The sequence below is a fragment of the Paenibacillus sp. FSL H3-0321 genome, from assembly GCF_038002865.1.
Lineage (GTDB): Bacteria > Bacillota > Bacilli > Paenibacillales > Paenibacillaceae > Paenibacillus_AQ.
On sequence record NZ_JBBODH010000001.1, the window covers coordinates 7,578,932 to 7,598,223 of the forward strand.

General features: G+C 49.8%; 18 protein-coding genes. 12 read left to right on the forward strand and 6 right to left on the reverse strand.

Annotated features, from left to right (window positions below; all coding sequences use genetic code 11):
* Positions 1 to 74: 74 nt before the first annotated feature.
* The gene (locus tag MHI45_RS33520) at positions 75 to 620 is read right to left on the reverse strand and encodes a hypothetical protein (protein ID WP_038590853.1); all 546 of its coding nucleotides are present in this window, start codon (positions 618 to 620) and stop codon (positions 75 to 77) included.
* 98 nt (positions 621 to 718) lie between these two features.
* Here MHI45_RS33520 and MHI45_RS33525 point away from each other — a divergent pair, with 98 nt between their 5' ends.
* Positions 719 to 1,309 carry a TetR/AcrR family transcriptional regulator gene (locus MHI45_RS33525; RefSeq protein ID WP_341118658.1) on the forward strand — a complete coding sequence of 197 codons (591 nt, stop codon included), beginning with the start codon at positions 719 to 721 and terminating at the stop codon, positions 1,307 to 1,309.
* 56 nt (positions 1,310 to 1,365) lie between these two features.
* Here MHI45_RS33525 and MHI45_RS33530 read toward each other — a convergent pair whose 3' ends face one another.
* The gene (locus MHI45_RS33530) at positions 1,366 to 2,046 is read right to left on the reverse strand and encodes a TIGR00266 family protein (RefSeq protein WP_341118659.1); all 681 of its coding nucleotides are present in this window, start codon (positions 2,044 to 2,046) and stop codon (positions 1,366 to 1,368) included.
* A 431-nt stretch (positions 2,047 to 2,477) separates the two neighbouring features.
* The gene (locus MHI45_RS33535; RefSeq protein WP_076112699.1) at positions 2,478 to 3,296 is read right to left on the reverse strand and encodes an AraC family transcriptional regulator; all 819 of its coding nucleotides are present in this window, start codon (positions 3,294 to 3,296) and stop codon (positions 2,478 to 2,480) included.
* A gap of 308 nt (positions 3,297 to 3,604) precedes the next feature.
* Between MHI45_RS33535 and MHI45_RS33540 the strand changes: the two genes are divergently transcribed.
* The 8 genes from MHI45_RS33540 to MHI45_RS33575 all read left to right on the forward strand — a co-directional run bounded on the left by MHI45_RS33540 (position 3,605) and on the right by MHI45_RS33575 (position 12,035).
* Positions 3,605 to 4,372, forward strand: a complete 768-nt coding sequence (locus MHI45_RS33540) for a sugar phosphate isomerase/epimerase family protein (protein ID WP_341118660.1) — start codon at positions 3,605 to 3,607, stop codon at positions 4,370 to 4,372.
* Positions 4,365 to 5,462: a Gfo/Idh/MocA family protein gene (locus tag MHI45_RS33545; protein ID WP_076112701.1), complete on the forward strand. Its 1,098-nt coding sequence runs from the start codon at positions 4,365 to 4,367 to the stop codon at positions 5,460 to 5,462. Before MHI45_RS33540 ends, MHI45_RS33545 begins: the two co-directional genes overlap by 8 nt.
* 44 nt (positions 5,463 to 5,506) lie before the next feature.
* Complete coding sequence (locus tag MHI45_RS33550; protein ID WP_038590906.1) at positions 5,507 to 6,577, forward strand: Gfo/Idh/MocA family protein; 1,071 nt, start codon at positions 5,507 to 5,509, stop codon at positions 6,575 to 6,577.
* 41 nt (positions 6,578 to 6,618) lie between these two features.
* Positions 6,619 to 7,587: a sugar phosphate isomerase/epimerase family protein gene (locus tag MHI45_RS33555; protein ID WP_341118661.1), complete on the forward strand. Its 969-nt coding sequence runs from the start codon at positions 6,619 to 6,621 to the stop codon at positions 7,585 to 7,587.
* A 5-nt stretch (positions 7,588 to 7,592) separates the two neighbouring features.
* Entirely contained in the window at positions 7,593 to 8,573 is a 981-nt protein-coding gene (locus MHI45_RS33560; RefSeq protein ID WP_341118662.1) for a phosphotransferase family protein, read from the forward strand.
* Between the two features lie 92 nt (positions 8,574 to 8,665).
* Positions 8,666 to 9,205 carry an HXXEE domain-containing protein gene (locus MHI45_RS33565; RefSeq protein WP_076112705.1) on the forward strand — a complete coding sequence of 180 codons (540 nt, stop codon included), beginning with the start codon at positions 8,666 to 8,668 and terminating at the stop codon, positions 9,203 to 9,205.
* A 138-nt stretch (positions 9,206 to 9,343) separates the two neighbouring features.
* Positions 9,344 to 10,414, forward strand: a complete 1,071-nt coding sequence (locus MHI45_RS33570; RefSeq protein WP_038590915.1) for an ABC transporter ATP-binding protein — start codon at positions 9,344 to 9,346, stop codon at positions 10,412 to 10,414.
* A gap of 187 nt (positions 10,415 to 10,601) precedes the next feature.
* Positions 10,602 to 12,035 carry a glycoside hydrolase family 43 protein gene (locus MHI45_RS33575; RefSeq protein ID WP_076112706.1) on the forward strand — a complete coding sequence of 478 codons (1,434 nt, stop codon included), beginning with the start codon at positions 10,602 to 10,604 and terminating at the stop codon, positions 12,033 to 12,035.
* Positions 12,036 to 12,148: 113 nt separating this feature from the next.
* Here the strand turns inward: MHI45_RS33575 and fabF are convergent, their stop codons facing one another.
* A complete protein-coding gene (fabF, locus tag MHI45_RS33580; RefSeq protein ID WP_076112707.1) occupies positions 12,149 to 13,390 on the reverse strand; it encodes a beta-ketoacyl-ACP synthase II in 1,242 nt (413 codons plus the stop codon).
* A gap of 136 nt (positions 13,391 to 13,526) precedes the next feature.
* Between fabF and MHI45_RS33585 the strand changes: the two genes are divergently transcribed.
* Together MHI45_RS33585 and MHI45_RS33590 are read left to right on the forward strand one after the other, a co-directional pair.
* A complete protein-coding gene (locus MHI45_RS33585; protein ID WP_076112708.1) occupies positions 13,527 to 14,378 on the forward strand; it encodes a helix-turn-helix transcriptional regulator in 852 nt (283 codons plus the stop codon).
* Between the two features lie 118 nt (positions 14,379 to 14,496).
* Positions 14,497 to 15,600: a citrate synthase/methylcitrate synthase gene (locus MHI45_RS33590; protein ID WP_076112709.1), complete on the forward strand. Its 1,104-nt coding sequence runs from the start codon at positions 14,497 to 14,499 to the stop codon at positions 15,598 to 15,600.
* Positions 15,601 to 15,908: 308 nt separating this feature from the next.
* Here MHI45_RS33590 and MHI45_RS33595 read toward each other — a convergent pair whose 3' ends face one another.
* Positions 15,909 to 17,078, reverse strand: a complete 1,170-nt coding sequence (locus MHI45_RS33595; RefSeq protein WP_076112710.1) for an MFS transporter — start codon at positions 17,076 to 17,078, stop codon at positions 15,909 to 15,911.
* A 137-nt stretch (positions 17,079 to 17,215) separates the two neighbouring features.
* On the opposite strand from MHI45_RS33595, the gene MHI45_RS33600 reads away from it, so the two are divergent.
* On the forward strand, positions 17,216 to 17,980 hold the full coding sequence (locus MHI45_RS33600) for an exodeoxyribonuclease III (RefSeq protein ID WP_076112772.1): 765 nt from the start codon (positions 17,216 to 17,218) through the stop codon (positions 17,978 to 17,980).
* 88 nt (positions 17,981 to 18,068) lie between these two features.
* Here the strand turns inward: MHI45_RS33600 and MHI45_RS33605 are convergent, their stop codons facing one another.
* A complete protein-coding gene (locus MHI45_RS33605; protein ID WP_076112711.1) occupies positions 18,069 to 19,205 on the reverse strand; it encodes a VanZ family protein in 1,137 nt (378 codons plus the stop codon).
* Positions 19,206 to 19,292 lie beyond the last annotated feature (87 nt).

Consider the following 19,292-nt stretch of genomic DNA (forward strand, 5'->3'; position numbering starts at 1 on the left):
TTAAAAAAGACACAGAGCTCTGGCAGCCTGCGTCTTTAGGTGTATCATACTTTGGAAATATATACTTATAATGGTTATTTCTCTACAGTGCCTTTAGCCTGCTTGGGCCAGAAAGTGTAGCTAAAACTTATAAGGGCATCAATCCCTACAATAATTGCCCAGACTTTTAACGTTTCGAACAGATTCTCTGTTCGAGAAGAATCACCAGTCACAACAATCATACCGTACATCACAAGTGCGCCAATGGCAAAAGCGAGCAGATGAAGCAGCCAGCCGATTCTTTCATTGCGTGCATGTGCTGTGCCGTGTTTTGGCTTGGGAGCAGGTTTTGGACCTCCGGCAAAACGGTAAGCAAACCGTTCATCCGCCCATTTGATCATCCGGTGGCCCCATGCGATGGATACACCGATATAAATGGCGGAAAGACTATGCATGAATGTGGCTTCCGCGCCATTTCTCAGGTCAATTACCGCAACGGCGATGAGCACCAGATCAATCAGCGGAGTGCAGAACAGCAATATGGCTCCTATCTGCTTCTTGCGGAGGATATAACGGAAGGTCAGCCCCGCCAGGACAAACACCCAAAAGGCGATCTCACAGCCAATAATAAATAACGCCATTTTCGTATTTTCCTCCTAAATAGTACAAGTGTATTAAATCAATTGCTGTAAGTTTAGCATGGATGACCTTATAAATTCAACTATGATATAATTGCCTTATGCCAAAAATAGTGAATCATGAGGAACGGCGCCAACAGTTAGCCGAGGCCGCCTGGCGAATTATCCGCCGGGAAGGGATGGAGGCAGTCTCCGTCAGGAGTGTAGCGAGCGAGGCCGACATGTCTCTGGGATCGCTGCGCCATTATTTTGCCACCCAATCAGAATTGCTTGCCTTCTCCATGAAGATGGTGTCGGATCGGGTCAACGCGCGTATGGAAGCTATGGAATTTACGGATCATCCACTGCAGGACATCGAGCGGTTTATCCGTGAGCTGATGCCGCTGGATGAAGAACGGAGTGTGGAGGCCGAAGTCTGGCTGGCATTTTCCGTAAAGGCTGTTACAGACCCTGAGTTGCAGGTGCTGAAACAGGAGGTACATAACGCTATGTATGATGGCTTTAACCAAGCCATTGAATATCTCGCGGCCCGGGGATTGCTTAAGGAGGGATTGGACCTGAGGGCCGAAGCCATGGCGCTGCATGCCTTGGTGGACGGGCTGGTGCTGCATCATATCAGCCAGCCGGAGCAAGTAACCCAGAAAGACCTCAGCACGCTTGTAACCTACCAATTGCGGGGTCTGCTTCAATAACACAAACAAGCTGCCTTGAAATTATGGCAGCTTGTTTGTGTTATTATTTCTCAGGCTTAAGGCCGGTTTGGCACAAACGATTTGATCCATGTTCCGAAGCTTCCCGGATTGCGGGTCTGCACCAGCACCACGCCCTCACCGCGGAATCTGCAGACCAGAGCTTCACCGCTGGTCAAGCTGTTCAGCCAGCCGGAGGCGGCTTTTTCCACCTTGTAGTCCATATAATCCGGCCAAGCCACCAGGTGCCCGTTGTCGATAATTACTTCCTCGCCAGGGGCGAGGTTAATCGCATGAATCGCCCCGAAGGAGGAGAGGAACACCGTTCCGCTGCCGCTGATTTCTATGATGAAGAATCCTTCGCCGGAGAACAGGCCGCGGGTCAGGTTCTGCATTTTGGTGTTGACCTGAATACCATGGGTTCCCGCGAGGAAGCCGTCCTTCTGAACATACAGCTTGTACGACCCGTCAAGCTCAATCGCCTGGATATCGCCGATTGCACCGGGGGAGAGCAACACTTCGCTTTGACCCCGTGTGGCTGTAAGCTCCTGGAAGAAGAATTTTTCCCCGCTCAGCATCCGGCCGAGTCCGCGCATCAAACCGCCGTCTACCGTACCTCTGATCTCAACATTCGGCGACATGGCGACCATCGCGCCCATTTCCGCCTTGACACTTTCACCCGGGCTCAAATGCACCTTGAGCATGGCAAAAGCGCCATCATACAATACATCATATTTCATTGATTTCTCCTCCGATTCTGCCTAGCTTTTATAACGGAATTCCTGTAAAACAAGGATACTGTATTATACCATTATCTGGTCTGCAAGCTTCTAGATTTAAGCGGGTACCAGATTTTTATAATTAACTATACCGGGAAATCAGGTTGTGAATATGTTAAAATTAAAGTATCGGCAGACGGCTTGCCGGTCATAACGATACAAAAGGAGTGTTGCTGCAATGGCACGTACGAAAACACAAAAAGCTTTGCTCAAGGCAGAGCGCGCCGGAACATGGTGCGCCGCAAGAAACCGGAGAACAAATGATGACTACAGTGCAATCTCCCAGCATGTACGTCTTACTCCCAGCAAACAACAGCAATTGAATAAGATCAAACACAAGGAGCAGATCTCTCGGGATGGTGCTCCTTTGCAATTATACGGGGCCTCATCATTTAAGTCTGTGCCCTGCTGTGTATCCGGTACTGTTTTGGCGACATGCCAAACCGGCTGCGGAACACGCGGTGAAAGTAAGTATAGTTGGCAAAACCGCAGGTTTCGGAGACATGCTCCAGCGGCATCGGACTGAAGGTGATCCGTTCCCGAGCCATTTCCAGCCGGACGTCATTTACATATTTCACTATGCTGGTGCCAAAAGCTTCTTTAAAGAGATGCACCGCGCGGGAGACAGAAATGTCGACGTGGCTGGCCACATCCTCGAGCCGAAAAGAAATAGCGGCATGTTCCTCCACATATTGCTTCATCCGGTAGGCAAGATAACCTTTAGGTGAGATCACCGGCTGTTCGGTCATCAGTCTATCAATCTCCATACATAAAATCTGCAGATAACATGCTGAAATCTCTGGTGAGGAGTCGGAGAGCCTGCGCTGCTCCAGCACAAGCTGGCGGAATAAGCCGAGAAAATAATCGCTGCGCGGCAAGCGGAGGAGGGCAGGACGCTGTGTGCGTGTCCACCATTCCTCGATCCAGGGGCCGCCGCAAAAAATATGGTAATCCCCGCTTTCAATCCGCGGTTTGCCAACAGGGTAGTTCTCTTTGTCGATGCTTAAATAGTAAGGATCATCCGGGGCGAAGAGCATGAGGTCTCCGGTCTCCACTGTGGAGATGACACCGTCAATCCGCGTCCGGCTGCGCCCCTCCGTCTGCAATCGCAGGAGATAATTCTGGAGGCCTTCATTGAGTGACGAATGGAAAGGCTTGCGGTGAAAAGAGAATCCCGCGGAAAATACGTGGCAGGCAGCAGCAGATGTCATGAGTCCTCCTGGGTTGTTGAAATGATAAGCAGATTGTTCATGTTTTAATCATATTATTCATTTTATTATATACGCTTTCATATTACCATGTAGCTAAGCAAAAACATATAAATGATGCGAAGGAGGCTGTATGGCGGCTCTGGAAGCTACATAAGCAGGCGTGGGGTTCAGAAGGCGCAGGAAATAGATATAAAGGACATTTTGTATAACAGCCCTTTTGTTCAGGTGATTTCCATAGTGTGGCCGAAGCGGGTACGCCGTTTTGAATAACGCAAGTTAACTCTACATCGACTAGGAGTGAGGAAAGAATGCTGAAGATTGGATTACAGTTGTATACACTGAGAGCAGAGCTGGAGCAGGATTTCGAAGGAACGCTGCGCAAGGTGGCTGAGCTGGGATATGCGGGAGTGGAATTTTACGACTTTTTCGGCCGGACAGCAGAGGAAGTAAAGGGACTGCTTCAGGAAACGGGATTGGTTGCTCTCGGAGCACATCGTCCATATGATGCCATGCTGAACGATACGGAGCAGGAAATCAGCTTTAATCTTGAGATCGGCAACCGGAACCTGATTGTGCCTTTCTTGACTGAGGAACAGCGTAACTGGGAAGAGGTTGTTGCTAATTTCCGCATAATCGGAGAGAAGTGCAAAGCAAGAGGAGCGGTTTTTGCTTATCATAATCATGATTTTGAATTCACGGAGCATTTTGGAGAGCGCACCGCATTTGACGGTATCTTCGAAGAGGTTCCTGCTGAGCTGCTTCAGGTGGAAATGGACACCTGCTGGGTGTACTACGGCGGTTATGACCCTGCTCAGTATATTCACAAATATGCCGGCCGTTTGCCGCTTATCCACTTAAAGGATATGAAGAAGCTCGAAGATGGCTCGGCAGAGACTGTTGTATTGGGCGAAGGTGAAGTGAAGCTTACCGCGATTCTGGAGGCTGCTGATGCGGCTGGAGTGGAATGGGCTGTAGTGGAACAGGATTATTGCAGCCGTCCGGCGCTGGAAAGTGTTGCGGACAGTATGAAATGGGTTAGAGGCTATGCCAATCAAGGGGGAAAAGTTCATGTCTAACAAACTTAAAATTGCTATTATCGGTTGCGGTGGTATCGCAAACGGCAAACATATGCCAAGCCTATCCCGTCAACAGAATGCTGAAATGGTAGCATTCTGCGATATCGTGGAAGAACGTGCCCAGGAGGCCGCCAAAATCTATGGTGCCGAAGGTGCAGTTGTCTATACGGATTTCCGTGAGTTGCTTGCAGCGGGCGGATTTGATATCGTGCATGTATGTACACCCAATGACAGCCACTCCGAAATTACGGTTGCGGCGCTGGAAGCCGGCAACCATGTCATGTGCGAAAAGCCGATGGCGAAGACAACGGCGCAGGCGCAGGACATGCTGGAAGCTGCCCGCCGCACCGGCAAGAAGCTGTCAATCGCGTATCAGAACCGCTTCCGTGCAGATAGTGAATACCTGAAGGGAATGTGCGAAAGCGGGGAGCTGGGCGATATTTATTATGGCCGTGCCATTGCGCTGCGCCGCCGCGCCGTTCCGACCTGGGGGGTATTTCTGGATGAAGAGAAGCAGGGCGGAGGCCCGCTGATAGATATCGGAACGCATGCTCTGGATCTGACTCTCTGGCTGATGGACAACTATAAACCTCGTGTAGTGGTCGGTTCTACCTTCCACAAGCTGGGTCAGCGTAAAAATGCCGCAAATGCGTTCGGTCCATGGGATCCTGAACAATTTAAGGTTGAAGACTCCGCCTTCGGCTTTATTACAATGGAGAACGGGGCGACCATCGTGCTGGAATCAAGCTGGGCACTGAATGTCGCTGAATTCGGTGAAGCGAAGACGCTGCTTGCAGGCACCGAAGGCGGTGCGGATATGAAAGACGGCCTGCGCATTAACGGAGAGCGCGCCGGACGCCTGTATGAAACGAAGGTGGACCTGTCTTCCGGCGGCGTTGCTTTCTACAGCGGGTCTGCAGAGACCGAGGCTGACCGCGAAGCCCGCTTGTGGCTTGAGGCGGTTATTGAAGACAAGGACCCGGTCGTCAAGCCTGAACAAGCGTTTGTCGTGACGCAGATTCTGGAAGCTGTTTATGAATCCGCACGCACTGGACGTGCAGTCTATTTTGACGGAAGTTCTGACAACTAAGAGAATTTAACACGGATACAATAAGAAAAGCAGGAGTGGAATCCATGAGTTCAAACAAACATTCTGTGGTTATTGTCGGCTATGGTGGAATGGGAAGTTATCATGCACAATTGATCGGTGAGAATGAGCGCTTGGAAGTCGCAGGTACGTTCGACTTACTGGAAGTACGGCGCGAAGCGTCAGTAGAAGCAGGTTACAAAGCTTATGCCAGCTATGAGGAAGTGCTTGCTGACCCGGTTGTCGAGGTGGTTCTGATTGCAACCCCGAACGATGTCCATAAAGAAATAGCCATCCGTGCGCTCCAAGCCGGCAAGCATGTCGTCTGTGAGAAGCCGGTAGCCATGTCCTCTGCTGAGTTTAAGGAGATGACTGCGGCGGCCGATGGAGCCGGACGCGTGCTGATGGTTCATCAGAACAGACGCTGGGATGAGGATTTTCGCGTGATCAAGCAAATGTACGAGACGGAAACGATTGGAGCACTGTTCCAGATTGAGTCCCGCGTACATGGAGCCAATGGCATTCCCGGCGACTGGCGCCATGTGAAGGAGCAGGGTGGCGGTATGTTGCTCGACTGGGGCGTACATCTGCTGGACCAGTTGCTGTTTATGATCGACAGTAAAGTGATCAGCGTGACCAGCACGCTGAGCTATATTCTCGGCAATGATGTCGATGACGGATTTGAAGCGGTGCTGCAATTCGCAAATGGCATCAAGGCGATCGTTGAGGTCGGCACGACCAACTTCATCACATTGCCAAGATGGTATGTGAAAGGGATTGAAGGTTCAGCAGTAATCGAAGACTGGTCGCTGACCGGAAGAATTGTTACCCGCAACAGTGAAAGTGAACACCGGGAGCCCACGCCGATCCGTGCCGGTGTCGGCTTGACCAAGACGATGGCACCGCCTTCGGAAGGCTCGACCATTACCGAAGCGCTGCCGCCGGCAGCAGAGCTTGCGGACGGTTTCTACAACAATTTTGTCGCTGTAATTGAAGGTACGGCTGAGCCTATCGTCAAGAATGCGGAAGTGCTGCGTGTGCAGAATCTGATTGAAGCGATTTTTGAGGCTGCGGAGAGCAATGAAATTATTAAGGATTTTGATATCTACGGGGTTTAAATAACGAACATGACTTATTATCTATGGGAGGCGTCAGGGCAATGAAACTTGGTGTATTTATGGTGCTTTTCGGCGGTCGCAAGCTTGAGGATGCGCTGGATTATGTAGTTTCCAAAGGACTTAAGGCAGTGGAGATCGGCACCGGCGGCAACCCGGGCAACAGCCATTGTGATCCGAAGCTGCTGCTTGAGAATGAAACGGCGCTGAAGGAATTTAAGCATGCGGTGGAGTCTCGCGGCCTGATGATCAGTGCGTTAAGCTGCCACGGCAATCCGCTGCATCCGCAGAAAGAGCTGGCACGCAAGGACCACGAAGATTTCGTGAACTCTGTTAAACTGGCGCAAAAACTCGGGGTTCAGGTGGTAAACACCTTCTCGGGCTGCCCGGGCGACCATGAGGATGCCAAATACCCCAACTGGCCGGTTGCTCCATGGCCGAACGATTATCAGGAAATTCTGGCTTGGCAGTGGGAGAATAAAGTTATTCCTTACTGGAAGGAAATGGGTGCGTTCGCAACACAGCATGACGTCAAGATTGGCTTGGAGCTGCACGGAGGGTTTTCCGTGCATACGCCAGCGACATTGCTGCGCCTGAGAGAAGCTGCAGGTGAAGCTATCGGAGCCAACCTTGATCCCAGCCATATGTGGTGGCAAGGCATTGATCCGGTGCAGGCCATTCATATTCTCGGCCGTCAGGGCGCGATTCATCACTTCCACGCCAAGGATACCGTGATTGATCCGGTAAATGTGAATATGTACGGATTGACCGATATGCAGTCGTATACCAATATGCTTGACCGTGCTTGGCAATTCCGTTCAGTCGGTTATGGACATGACGTGAAGGTCTGGGCAGATATCATCAGTGCCCTTCGCTTGGTTGGTTATGATTATGTAGTCAGTATCGAACACGAAGATGGACTGATGTCCATCGAAGAAGGGTTCTCCAAAGCGGTAGACAATCTTCGTCAAGTGCTGATTGAAGAGCCGCTTGCTGATATGTGGTGGGTGTAAATACTATGGATAGCTTCACTAAAGTCAAATTGGATGACGGGCAGCTGGCACTGCTGGTAGAGACGGCTTTCGGCAAAGATGCTGGGATTGTCTCTTGTTCGGAGCTGACCGGGGGGTTTTTTAATACGGCTTATGATCTTGAATTAAGCGATGGCCAGACTGTGATTCTGAAGATCGCTCCTGCAGATGAGACGGAAACGTTAAGCTATGAGAAGGATATTATGCGGGCAGAAGTAGAAGCCCTACAGCTGGTCAAGACAGCCGGTGGTATTCCTGTGCCAGCCGTATACAGTTATGACGAAAGCCTGCAGCTAATTCCATCTCCCTATTTTTTCATGGAGAAGATTGAAGGGCAGCCCTACAGTGAAGTGAAAGATACTTTGTCCATCGAACAAAGAGCCTCCATCGAGCAGGAGCTGGGACGGTATCAGCGGTTGATTAACGAGATTAAGGGACCGCAGTTTGGCCTGTTCGGACAGATGCCGGAAGGAATGGTAGCCTCATGGCGGGAGAGCTTCACCTCGCTGATGAATAACCTGCTTGCTGATGCCGCCAGACTGGAAGCCAAATTACCGGCGTCCCACGATGAAATTAAACGGGTGCTGGAGCAATATTATCCCGCCCTTGATGAGGTAACCGAACCCCGGCTTGTGCATTGGGATTTGTGGAATGGCAATCTGTTTGTGAAGGATGGAGTTATTGTCTCCATAATTGATTGGGAGAGAGCGCTGTGGGGCGATGTGTTGCAGGAGTATTATTTCCGCCACTTCGAGGACTCAGCAGCCTTCCACAAAGGCTATGGTCTCATCTTCGACAGCCCGAACGAGATGCGGCGTAAGAAACTCTATGACCTGTATCTCGACCTCATCCTTGTGATTGAGTGTTATTCACGGCAGTATAAGGATGAGAATCATGTAAGCTGGACCTTGGATAACCTGACGGAGAGCTGGAGAACATTCACAGGCAGCGGTGAAGCCATAAAATAGAACGCGGAAGGCCGGTCCTCTGAAGGGAGACCGGTCTTCTTGCTGCTCTGATTAACCGGAAAAAACTTCTTTTGTGGGAGGCTGGTTTACAAATGCTGAGTTGGCTGAATCTTCATATCGATACGATAAGCTTGTTGTGGTTGCTGCCTGTATGCTTTATGTTTCATGATTTTGAAGAAATTCTTACTGTTGAGTCTTGGGCAGGCAAATACGGCAGCCGCGTGGAAGCGGCTCTTCCTAAGTACATGAGCACAATGTATAGGAGTACCATGCGCATGACGACGCGGGCTTTTGCTATGGATGTGCTGTTCGTGTATATTCTGATAGTAACAGTGACCGTACTTGCAGTATTCTTTTCTTTTTACTGGTTATATCTGGCGGTTCTTGCCGTTTTCCTGCTGCATGTTTTTACACATCTGGGGCAAAGTATCTATCTGAAACTGTATACTCCCGGCGTAGTAACCGCGGTGTTAGTAGCATTGCCGTATTCACTGTATGCCTTTTACAGGCTGCTGGAGGCAGAGACCGTTAGCTTTGCGGATATAGGCTGGTCGCTATTGCTGTTGCTGTGCCTGGCTCCACCGGCTGTCTGGGGCCTGATGAAGAGCAGAATGCGCCGTAATCAAGGGTGAAACCGCTTGAATCTATAAAGACACATTTTCAGAAAGCACTTGACGTAAGACTATAAAGATAGATAAAATAATACTTATTGCCTTTCTATATACTGAGAATCATTATCATATCTTGAAAAGAGCAGAGAGGGTGACAGGATGGAGCGCCTTTTAGAGGTAAAGGACCTAGCAATATCTTTCAAAACACGCGGCGGAGAAGTGCAAGCAATCCGTGGCGTCAACTTCCATGTAAATAAAGGGGAAACACTGGCGATTGTAGGCGAATCCGGTTCCGGTAAAAGCGTAACTTCCCAAGCGGTCATGAAGCTTGTTCCTGAGCCGCAGGGCATTTATAAACGTGGACAGATTTTGTTCGATGGTCAAGACCTGATTAAGAAGAGTGAGAAGCAAATGCAGAAGATTCGCGGTAAGGAAATCGGTATGATCTTTCAAGATCCGATGACCTCGCTGAATCCGATGATGAAGGTCGGTAAGCAAATTACCGAGGTTCTGTTCAAACATGAGAAAATGTCCAAAGACGCTGCATACAAACGGGGTGTCGAATTGCTCAATTTGGTGGGAATTCCTTCACCTGAGCGTCGTTTCCAGCAGTACCCGCATGAGTTCAGCGGCGGTATGCGCCAGCGTGTTGTTATTGCCATGGCACTCGCAGCCAACCCTAAGCTGCTGATCGCCGATGAGCCGACAACAGCGCTCGACGTAACCATTCAGGCGCAGATTCTTGACCTGATGAAGGATATCCAGAAGAAAATTGATACGGCAATCATCTTTATCACCCATGATCTCGGTGTCGTGGCCCGAATGGCCGACCGTGTAGCCGTTATGTATGCCGGACAAATTGTCGAGATGGGCACAGCGGAAGAAATTTTCTATGACCCAAGACATCCATATACCTGGGGATTGCTCGCTTCCATGCCGAGTCTGGAAAGCAAAGGCACCAAGCTTACAGCCATTCCAGGAACCCCTCCCGATCTGATCAAACCGCCTAAGGGCGACGCCTTTGCCTTGCGCAGCACCTATGCGATGCAAATCGATATGGAGAAAGAGCCGCCAATGTATAAGGTTTCGGACTCCCATTTGGTGAAATCCTGGCTGATGCATCCGATGGCTCCGGCTGTAGAGCCGCCTGAAGTTGTGAAGAAGAGACAACGCGTGCTGAAAAATGCTTATCCGGAGCCGGTTCTGGTGGAAAGCTTCAGCGTGAATTAATTAGATCAAGTAATGGCATACTATTGAGATTAGCGTCAGGCCTTCGTAAGGCTTGGCGCTTTTTTGCGTGGGTGCAGAATTTTATATTTTATATATATTTAAAACGAAACTAATATGTGTAAATAAAAGTATTGACTAAATGTTATTTTCGCAGCAAAATGTAAGGGTATACATAGGAGGTAAGATAATGAAAAAATACACATTGACCACATTGATTTCGTTAACATTATTGGCAGGCTGCAGCGGTGACGGCGGTACGCCGAAGTTCGATAATGTTTCAGTACATGATCCTTCTGTTATCAAGGTGAACAATACATATTATGTATTCGGTTCCCATTTGGCTTCAGCCAAATCCAAGGACCTGTTATCATGGAAACAAATTTCCTCCGGCGTAGCGGACGGCAACGTGCTGATTCCCAACGTGACCGAGGAATTGAGCCAGACCCTGAGTTGGGCCCAGTCGGACACACTGTGGGCACCGGATGTGATTCAGCTGGCGGACGGGAAGTTCTATATGTACTATAACGCCTGCCGTGGGGATTCTCCGTTGTCTGCAATGGGTATTGCCGTAGCCGACAAGATTGAAGGACCGTATAAGGATCAGGGGATTATCCTGAAATCCGGCATGGCTGGTGTAGGCAATGACGGTGAGATTTATGATGCTACTGTCAAACCGAATGTGGTTGACCCTGATGTGTTTTTTGATAAAGACGGCAAGCTGTGGATGGTGTATGGTTCCTATTCCGGCGGGATCTTTATTATGGAGCTGGATGCCGCTACCGGCTTCCCGTTGCCGGACCAAGGCTATGGCAAAAAGCTGCTGGGAGCAAATCACGCCCGGATTGAAGGCCCTTATATGCTGTACAGTCCGGAAACCGATTACTATTATCTGTTTCTCTCCTACGGGGGACTGGACACCAAAGGCGGCTATAATATCCGCGTAGCGCGTTCCAAGAATCCTGATGGTCCCTTTGAAGACTCCGAAGGCAAAGCGATGATTGACGCCAAGGGCACGGCCGACAAGCTGTTCGATGATCCGGCTTATTCACCTTACGGGGTGAAGCTGATGGGCAACTTTAAGTTCATCAATAGTTCAACTGAGAATGCTGTAAGCGAGGTTGGCTACTTGTCGCCGGGACATAATTCGGCTTATTATGATGCGAAGAAAGAGGAATATTATCTGATCTTCCATACGCGATTCCCTAACCGGGGAGAAGAACACGAAGTTCGAGTACATCAGATGTTCATGAACAAGGACGGCTGGCCGGTTGTCGCTCCTCATCGTTACAGCGGTGAGAAGATCGGGACTTATACTGCAGCGGAAGTCGCCGGAGCGTACAAATATGTGAATCATGGCAAGGACATTACTGCAAATACAGTGCAGTCGGAACTGATTCAGCTGAGCGGCGACGGTAAGATATCGGGAGCGGTAACGGGAACATGGACGATAAACGGAGAACACAACGCTGAGCTGACAATAGATGGGACCGTGTACAGTGGTGTCTTCCTGCAAGAATGGAATGAAGCCGTTGAGGCCCAAGTCATGACGTTCAGTGCACTTTCTGCCGAGGGGATTGCTATCTGGGGAAGTCATGTCTCGTCAGCAGCAGAGAGCAAATAAATCTATTATTATATATTTGACCAAAAGCTCCAGCCCACTGTGAAGAACGGTGAGCTGGAGCTTTTTACAAAATATAAGCATTTATATGCTTCACGATACAAATTATTCTTATGTTATCTATTCTCGTACTTGCTTAGGGCGATAACAGCATTATGGCCGCCAAAACCAAAAGAATTGGAGATTCCAATCTTGAGCTCGCCTTTGCGGGCAATATTAGGCACATAATCCAGGTCGCATACTTCATCAGGGGTTTCCTGATTGATGGTAGGCGGAATGATGCCGCTACTCAGGCTTTGAATCAGAGCGATGGCTTCCAGCCCGCCGGCAGCTCCGAGCGTGTGGCCGGTCATCGATTTGTTGGCGGTAACCGGAATGCGGTAAGCCGCTTCCCCGAACAGCTTCTTTATCGCCAATGTTTCCGAGCGGTCCCCGATAATGGTGCTGGTTGCATGGGCGCTGATAACATCCACTTCCTCCGGCTTGATTCCCGCTTCGCGGAGTGCAAGCTTCATCGCCTGATAAGCACCGATGCCTTCCGGATGGGTGGCTACCATGTGATAAGCATCAGAGCTGGCGCCATAACCGATGACTTCTCCATGAATCACGGCATTTCTGCGCAAGGCGTGGGAGAGTGATTCCAGAATGACAATCGCGCCGCCTTCGCCGATAACGAACCCGTCACGCTTGCCGTCAAACGGGCGGCTGGCTCTCTCGGGCTCATCGTTGCAGGTGGATAAGGAAGTGGCGTTTCCGAAGCTGGCCAACGAAATCTCGCTGACCGCCGCCTCGGAGCCTCCGGCAATTACACAATCAGCTCCGCCGTAACGGATTAACCGGAACGCTTCTCCGATCGCCGTATTGCCGATTGAACAGGCGGTGACCGGGGAGAGAGTAGGACCCAACGCTCCCAGCTTAATGCTGATCGTCGCAGCCGCCATGTTAGAGATCAGCATGGGTATCAAGGTGGGACTGACTCGTTCCGGTCCCCGTGTCCGCAGTACATCCCCTTGCTCCATCAAGGTATGAATACCGCCTACCCCGGAACCTACATATACAGCAAGCCGTTCTTTGTCAATCTGATCACGCTGAAGACCAGAATGCGCCCACGCATCTTCGGCGGCAGCCAGTGCGAATTGGGTGAACCGGTCCATCCGGCGGGCTTCCTTGCGGCCGAATCTGCCCTCAGGATCGAAGTCCCGCACTTCAGCGGCAATTTTGGATTTGAAATGTGAGGTATCAAATGAAGTTATTTCGGAAATTCCCGATTCGCCTGCAGTCAGGCGGCTCCAGAATTGCTCTACAGTGTTGCCAAGGGGCGAGATCAAGCCCATCCCGGTAATTACTACGCGTTCCATAATCGTCCTCCTCCATCCTTGTACATAGGGGTTATACAAGTATTTTTCCACTTTACTTATCCTATTACAAGTTGTAGTTTATACTAGTATAATTACTACTATTTATAGGACGGTTTCAGAAAGGCAGGAACAGATATTGTCCAATCAGACGAGGCTTCAGGCATTATCGGATTTCTTAAAATCACGCCGGGCGGCGATCTCTCCCGCTGACGCAGGTTTGCCGGAAGGGACGCGCAGACGAACGCCCGGGCTCCGCAGAGAAGAGGTAGCGCAGCTTGCCGGAGTCAGCAGCACATGGTATACCTGGCTGGAACAGGGACGTGATATTAAAGTATCGGCATCTGTGCTGGATTGCATTGCCTCGGCACTGCAGCTGACCAAGGATGAGCGTAGCTATTTATTCGCTTTGGCCCTTGAGAATGGTCCCGGGAATATGCCATTTGAGCAGGTGGAGGTTTCCGTCATTAGTCCGCCACTGCAGAAAATTCTGCAGGAGCTTACCACCTGCCCGACCCTTATTTCGGACCGGCGCTGCGGCATCGTCGGCTGGAATGAAGCGGCGGCACATGTTTTTCTGGATTTTGCCTCGTTGCCGCAAGAAGAACGGAACATGATCCGCCTCTTGTTCGAACGCAAGGAATTTCAGCGGCTTGCCGTGAACTGGGAACAATTCGTCAGGGGTTATCTGGCTATTTTCCGGGCGTACTACGGGCAATATGTTGAGGATCACTGGTATGATGATTTTATTGCGGAGATGAAGGGCAAACATCCTGCTTTTCAAGCACTTTGGGAGGAGAGCCAGGTTAGCTCAGCTCCCGATGTGGTGCTCGAATTCCGCCATGCCAAAGCAGGTAAGATGCTGTTTCATCTAACTTCACTTCAGGTTCACGGAAGCACAGATCTGCGCTGCAGCATCTATACCCCCGCAGGAGCTTCAAATACAGAAGCCAAGCTGAAGCAGCTTATCGGGCAGTCCGCGATACATTAACCTGATAAATTATTTTTATGCATTCATAAAAAACTATAAATATGCAATATGGGATTTACAGCATATACTCCTAATATAGTGTTCAATTCCTATTGGATCGGAAAAGGGGTTAAGTGCAATGGCAACAGTAAGCGGGTTGGAAGGCGTAGTGGCTGGAGAAACAGAAATTGGTTTGGTAGACGGAGAAAAGGGTTATCTGGTTTACCGCGGATATTGGGCGAAAGAACTTGCAATAAGCCGAAGTTACGAAGAAGTAGCTTATTTGCTGTGGAATGGCCATCTGCCAAGTTCGGAGGAGCTGGAGATGTTGAAGCTGGAAATGGCAGCGGCCAGAGCGATGCCGGAGTATCTGTGCAGAATTGTTGATCTGCTCCCGGCTTCGGTTCCGATGATGCTGGTTCTGCAAAGCACAGTAGCTGCGTTAGGGGAGCAGGGGAATGCAACATGGCCGCCGACGCTCCGGCAAGCCGTGCGGTTGACTGCGCTATTGCCATCGATTATTGCTTACAGATACCGCAGGTTAAAAGGACTGCCTATTGTGGAGCCGCTTCCAGAGCTTGGGCATGCCGCTAATTATTTGTATATGCTGAATGGACAAATTCCGGAGGAAGCCCATGTGCAGGCACTAAGTGCGTACTTGATTCTTTGCATGGAGCATGGAATGAATGCCTCGACTTTTGCCGGACGCGTGGTTCTCTCCACAGAATCTGATATGTGCGCAGCCGTATGTGGTGCCATTGGGGCGATGAAAGGTCCGCTGCATGGCGGAGCGCCCTCCGAAGTTATCTCGATGCTGGCGGATATTGGAACGAAGGAGCGGGCTGAGCCATGGATCCGTGAGGTTCTGGATAAAGGTGGCAAGATTATGGGCTTCGGTCATCGCATTTACAAGACCAAAGATCCCCGCGCTGAAGCGCTCAAGATTGCTACCGAGGAAATGATCGGCAAGGATCCATCCTTTGATGTGGCGATTCATGTCGAGCATACGGCGATCCGCCTGCTTGAGGAATACAAACCGGGACGCCGGTTGTTCACTAACGTTGAGTTCTATGCCGCCGCGATCCTGCAGGCACTGGAACTGGACCCGGAGATCTTCACGCCTACGTTTACGTCCGGCAGAATTGTGGGTTGGACCTCGCATATTCTGGAGCAAGCCGCCAACAACCGTATTTTTCGACCGCAATCCATATATACGGGACCTATGCCTGAAGGGGAGTTCTAAGAACAAGCTGTATGTAATCTGTTTATCCTATAGCGCGCAAAACATCCCTGGCCGTTGAACGTCCAGGGATGTTAGCAGGGGGAGTGAAATGAGAGAGTATGGGCGGGATACTCTGGCATTACATTAGAAATCAGAGGCAGCTCTGCTTTCCAATGATAGAACATTATATTCTCCGTTTCTATTAATGCAGCAGCGAATGACTTAAGAGATTAGCACAATTTAGAACGTTCCGCGAACGGACCGTTATTCCAATCGCTGTACTCTCCAGATTTTATTGATTCTCCTTAACGCTGACACGGCTTCCGGTCTTATAGAGTTGCTGCATGTTCTCCTTTACGGCTATGTCTACCATAAATCCGGTAAAGAATGAGGCCAAAGATCATGCCGGTAAAGGACAATGCCGATACGCATAAAAAGAACGTTTTGCCCCCGAACCTGTCATAAATGGCACCTCCCGCATATGAGGCCAGGATGCCCGACACCCCAAAGAACAGAAGCGCCAGCACTGTCTGGCCCGTAGCCCGCCATTCCTCCGGTACAATGCTGTACAGGTACTGGATAGCCGCCGAGTAGAAGACGGGAAATGTGAGCAACTGCAGAACCTGCAGGTAAGTGAGCAGCTGCGGATCGGTAATCCAGGCAGAAATAAAGAAACGAAGGAAATAGAAGGCTCCCGCGAAAGCGATGATAATCAGCTCCTTGCCTTTGCGCAGCCACCAGAAGCTCAAGGCAAACACAAGGATTTCGCTTATTGCCGCAAGGAAAAATGACTGTCCCACCAATGCTGATCCTCCGCCCAGATCAATAATATATACCCCCAGAAAGGTATCGTTCATTCTTGCCGGTACAGAACTGACAAAGACCAGCAGCAGAAATAACAGCGTTTCTTTATTGGAGAGGAAATGCTTGAGACTGTCCAGGGTGACCGGTTTCCCGGTAACCGGGGCATCCGGCATGTTCCAGCTGACCAGGAAGCCTAGCAGACTGCTGCCGGCAAACAGCAGCCCTAGACCTTGTGCGCCAAAATAATACATCACATATCCGGTCAGCAGCGCCATGATACCATAACCGAGCGCACCATAGGTGCGGATTGAGCCGTAGCTGATCCCGGAAGACTCGGCGATACGGAAATTGAGGCTTTCTGTCAACGGATCAATCGGCATTAGGAAAAAGTAGAGCAGCATAGCGAACAGGATCAGCTGGCTGTAACTGTTTGAGACATACAGCAGGTAGCCGACAATGGCTGAGCACAGCAGCAGGAACAGCAGTACTTTACGGATGGTTTTTGTCCGGTCGCTGATCATTCCCCATAGCGGCTGGGCGACTATCGTTATGAAACCGCCGGTGCCGACAACAAATCCGATTTGCGCCGGACTCAGACCCTGATTATCCAGGTAGACCGGAAGAAAGGGAATGAACATGGCGAGCAGAGCAAAATATAAAAAGTTAAAGCTGCGAAGCAGTTTTGGTATATTCATAGCCTTAGGAACCCCCGCATATTTTAGTAGATTGGAAGAAGCAAGCCCAGTTATTGTATCACGCATAGCAACTCTAAACAGCTTATAATATGTTACACTGGGGATAATTCTAGCGAAATGTAAGGAGAATGAACATGATAAAGCTGGTGTCCTGGAATGTAAACGGTCTGAGAGCTTGTGTGAACAAAGGCTTTAACGATTTCTTTAAGGAAAGCGGCGCAGACATCTTCTGTGTGCAGGAAACAAAGCTGCAGGAGGGGCAAATTGTCCTGGAGCAGGGTGAGGAATATATGCAATATTGGAATTATGCCCTTAAGAAGGGGTATTCGGGAACGGCGGTCTTTACCAGAATCAAACCGCTCTCCGTACGATATGGAATAGAGGAGGATACAGAGCCGGAAGGCCGGATTATTACTTTGGAATTTGCCGGTTTCTATCTCGTAAATGTATATACTCCGAATGCCAAACGGGATTTGACCCGTCTGGAATATAGAATGGAATGGGAGGACCGGTTCCGCAATTATCTGCTGGCGCTGGATCAGCATAAACCGGTTGTAGTCTGCGGTGACCTCAACGTCGCCCATCAGGATATTGATTTGAAAAATGCGAAATCCAACCGGGGGAATTCAGGATTTACCGATGAAGAGCGCGGTAAAATGACGACATTGCTTGACTCAGGTTTTGTGGATACCTTTAGATATTTTTACCCTGACACAGAAGGGGCCTATAGCTGGTGGTCCTATATGCCGAAGATCAGAGAGCGCAATGTCGGCTGGCGGATTGATTATTTCCTTGCTTCATCACGGATGGCTCCGCAGCTGGTGGAGGCCGGTATCGAGTCTAATGTCCTCGGCAGCGACCATTGTCCGGTGGTGCTGACGATTAAGGAACTGGATTCCTAGTTTTAAATTACTTTCAAAATGCAAAGAGGCCATGCGTCCCCGGTAAGTGGGGAACATGGCCTCTTATGCTATCCATGAAAAAACTCTCTTAATTGACAACTGAATTTGTAACATCCTTAGCGGATTCCTGCTTCTTCTCCGGCCATGTAATTACGTTGCAGGTCTGGCTTATGTTCTCATAGAATAACACTCGTTTTTTCTTAAAGATTCCAATAAATAGATGAATACTAAATGCCATGTCCCCCAGTAATACAGCAATACGAACAACTGTTGCTAGGGCAGAGGTCAGACCGTCGAGCTGAGAAGAAACAAGAATTAGGCGGTTCATTCCAATCAGTAGCCCATACAGCAGCAAGTATCTGGTGATCAGCATCCACAGCCGGAGCCGTTCCCTTTGAGTGCTTATACGGATGCGCACGATCCATTTGCCAAGTGTTCTTCCTCCGGCCAGACAGGGCACGAGCAGACAGAAGACACTGGTTGATATCCAGAATGCTCCTGATACAGACAAGGCATTCAACAGGGTGAGCCCAGTCAGCCATACGAAGGCATCCAGCATAAAGGCGATGCTGCGGCGGGTGAAGGTGACTCTTTTGGCCGCCAGATCCTCGTGGTTGTCGAGCTGTTCGATCTTTGGGAGCAATCCTGAAATCCACAAGGCAATTCTGAATCCGATCATTCCGCCAAGCGTATTGGTGATCAGGTCGTCGACATCAAAGATACGGTAAGGATAATCAAATATACCGTAGATGCCGGTGATCTGGGTGATCTCGAACAGCAATGAGAGCGAGAAGGACAGCAGAATGCACACCACCCACCTGGTGCGGAAATAGTAGCCCAGGAACAAGCCGAAGGGAATCGTCAAGACGATATTGAACACGGTCTGAAGAAATGCAGGCTCGCGCAGCAATGCCAGATAGCTTGAGGGTTGCTGAGCGGAAAAATTGCCTTCTTTCAGAATCTCCTGAATAAATTGCAGTGGGATATGCTGAATTGTATTGCCCGAAGGGGGCAGGTTGTGCCGGGACGCCGGCATCGGCAGCATGATGAGATAAAAGGCGTTCAGCAGATAGAGCAGCAGCAAATAAAGAACAACTGCCCTGATCTTGTTGATATATCCATGCTTCCGGTATTGAACAATGAGAAAAGGCAGCGTGAAGAACAGCGCCGCTACAGGAAAGGTCATAAAGGCGTAAGAGATCGGAAATAGATACGATTGAAACATGGTTCACCTGCCATTTTGTTAGTTTACTGAGCTTACCCGCACTTGAACATACCCTTGCGGTTAGACGTTGCTTACTGGCGGAATCAC

Excerpts from the sequence above, each read along its gene's own strand:
- MHI45_RS33540 (WP_341118660.1), top strand. The coding sequence starts at position 3,605 with ATGCTGAAGATTGGATTACAGTTGTATACACTGAGAGCAGAGCTGGAG.
- fabF (WP_076112707.1), bottom strand. The coding sequence starts at position 13,390 with ATGGAACGCGTAGTAATTACCGGGATGGGCTTGATCTCGCCCCTTGGC.
- MHI45_RS33570 (WP_038590915.1), top strand. The coding sequence starts at position 9,344 with ATGGAGCGCCTTTTAGAGGTAAAGGACCTAGCAATATCTTTCAAAACA.
- MHI45_RS33565 (WP_076112705.1), top strand. The coding sequence starts at position 8,666 with ATGCTGAGTTGGCTGAATCTTCATATCGATACGATAAGCTTGTTGTGG.
- MHI45_RS33525 (WP_341118658.1), top strand. The coding sequence starts at position 719 with ATGCCAAAAATAGTGAATCATGAGGAACGGCGCCAACAGTTAGCCGAG.
- MHI45_RS33535 (WP_076112699.1), bottom strand. The coding sequence starts at position 3,296 with ATGACATCTGCTGCTGCCTGCCACGTATTTTCCGCGGGATTCTCTTTT.
- MHI45_RS33550 (WP_038590906.1), top strand. The coding sequence starts at position 5,507 with ATGAGTTCAAACAAACATTCTGTGGTTATTGTCGGCTATGGTGGAATG.
- MHI45_RS33530 (WP_341118659.1), bottom strand. The coding sequence starts at position 2,046 with ATGAAATATGATGTATTGTATGATGGCGCTTTTGCCATGCTCAAGGTG.
- MHI45_RS33595 (WP_076112710.1), bottom strand. The coding sequence starts at position 17,078 with ATGAATATACCAAAACTGCTTCGCAGCTTTAACTTTTTATATTTTGCT.
- MHI45_RS33605 (WP_076112711.1), bottom strand. The coding sequence starts at position 19,205 with ATGTTTCAATCGTATCTATTTCCGATCTCTTACGCCTTTATGACCTTT.
- MHI45_RS33520 (WP_038590853.1), bottom strand. The coding sequence starts at position 620 with ATGGCGTTATTTATTATTGGCTGTGAGATCGCCTTTTGGGTGTTTGTC.
- MHI45_RS33545 (WP_076112701.1), top strand. The coding sequence starts at position 4,365 with ATGTCTAACAAACTTAAAATTGCTATTATCGGTTGCGGTGGTATCGCA.
- MHI45_RS33555 (WP_341118661.1), top strand. The coding sequence starts at position 6,619 with ATGAAACTTGGTGTATTTATGGTGCTTTTCGGCGGTCGCAAGCTTGAG.
- MHI45_RS33560 (WP_341118662.1), top strand. The coding sequence starts at position 7,593 with ATGGATAGCTTCACTAAAGTCAAATTGGATGACGGGCAGCTGGCACTG.
- MHI45_RS33575 (WP_076112706.1), top strand. The coding sequence starts at position 10,602 with ATGAAAAAATACACATTGACCACATTGATTTCGTTAACATTATTGGCA.
- MHI45_RS33590 (WP_076112709.1), top strand. The coding sequence starts at position 14,497 with ATGGCAACAGTAAGCGGGTTGGAAGGCGTAGTGGCTGGAGAAACAGAA.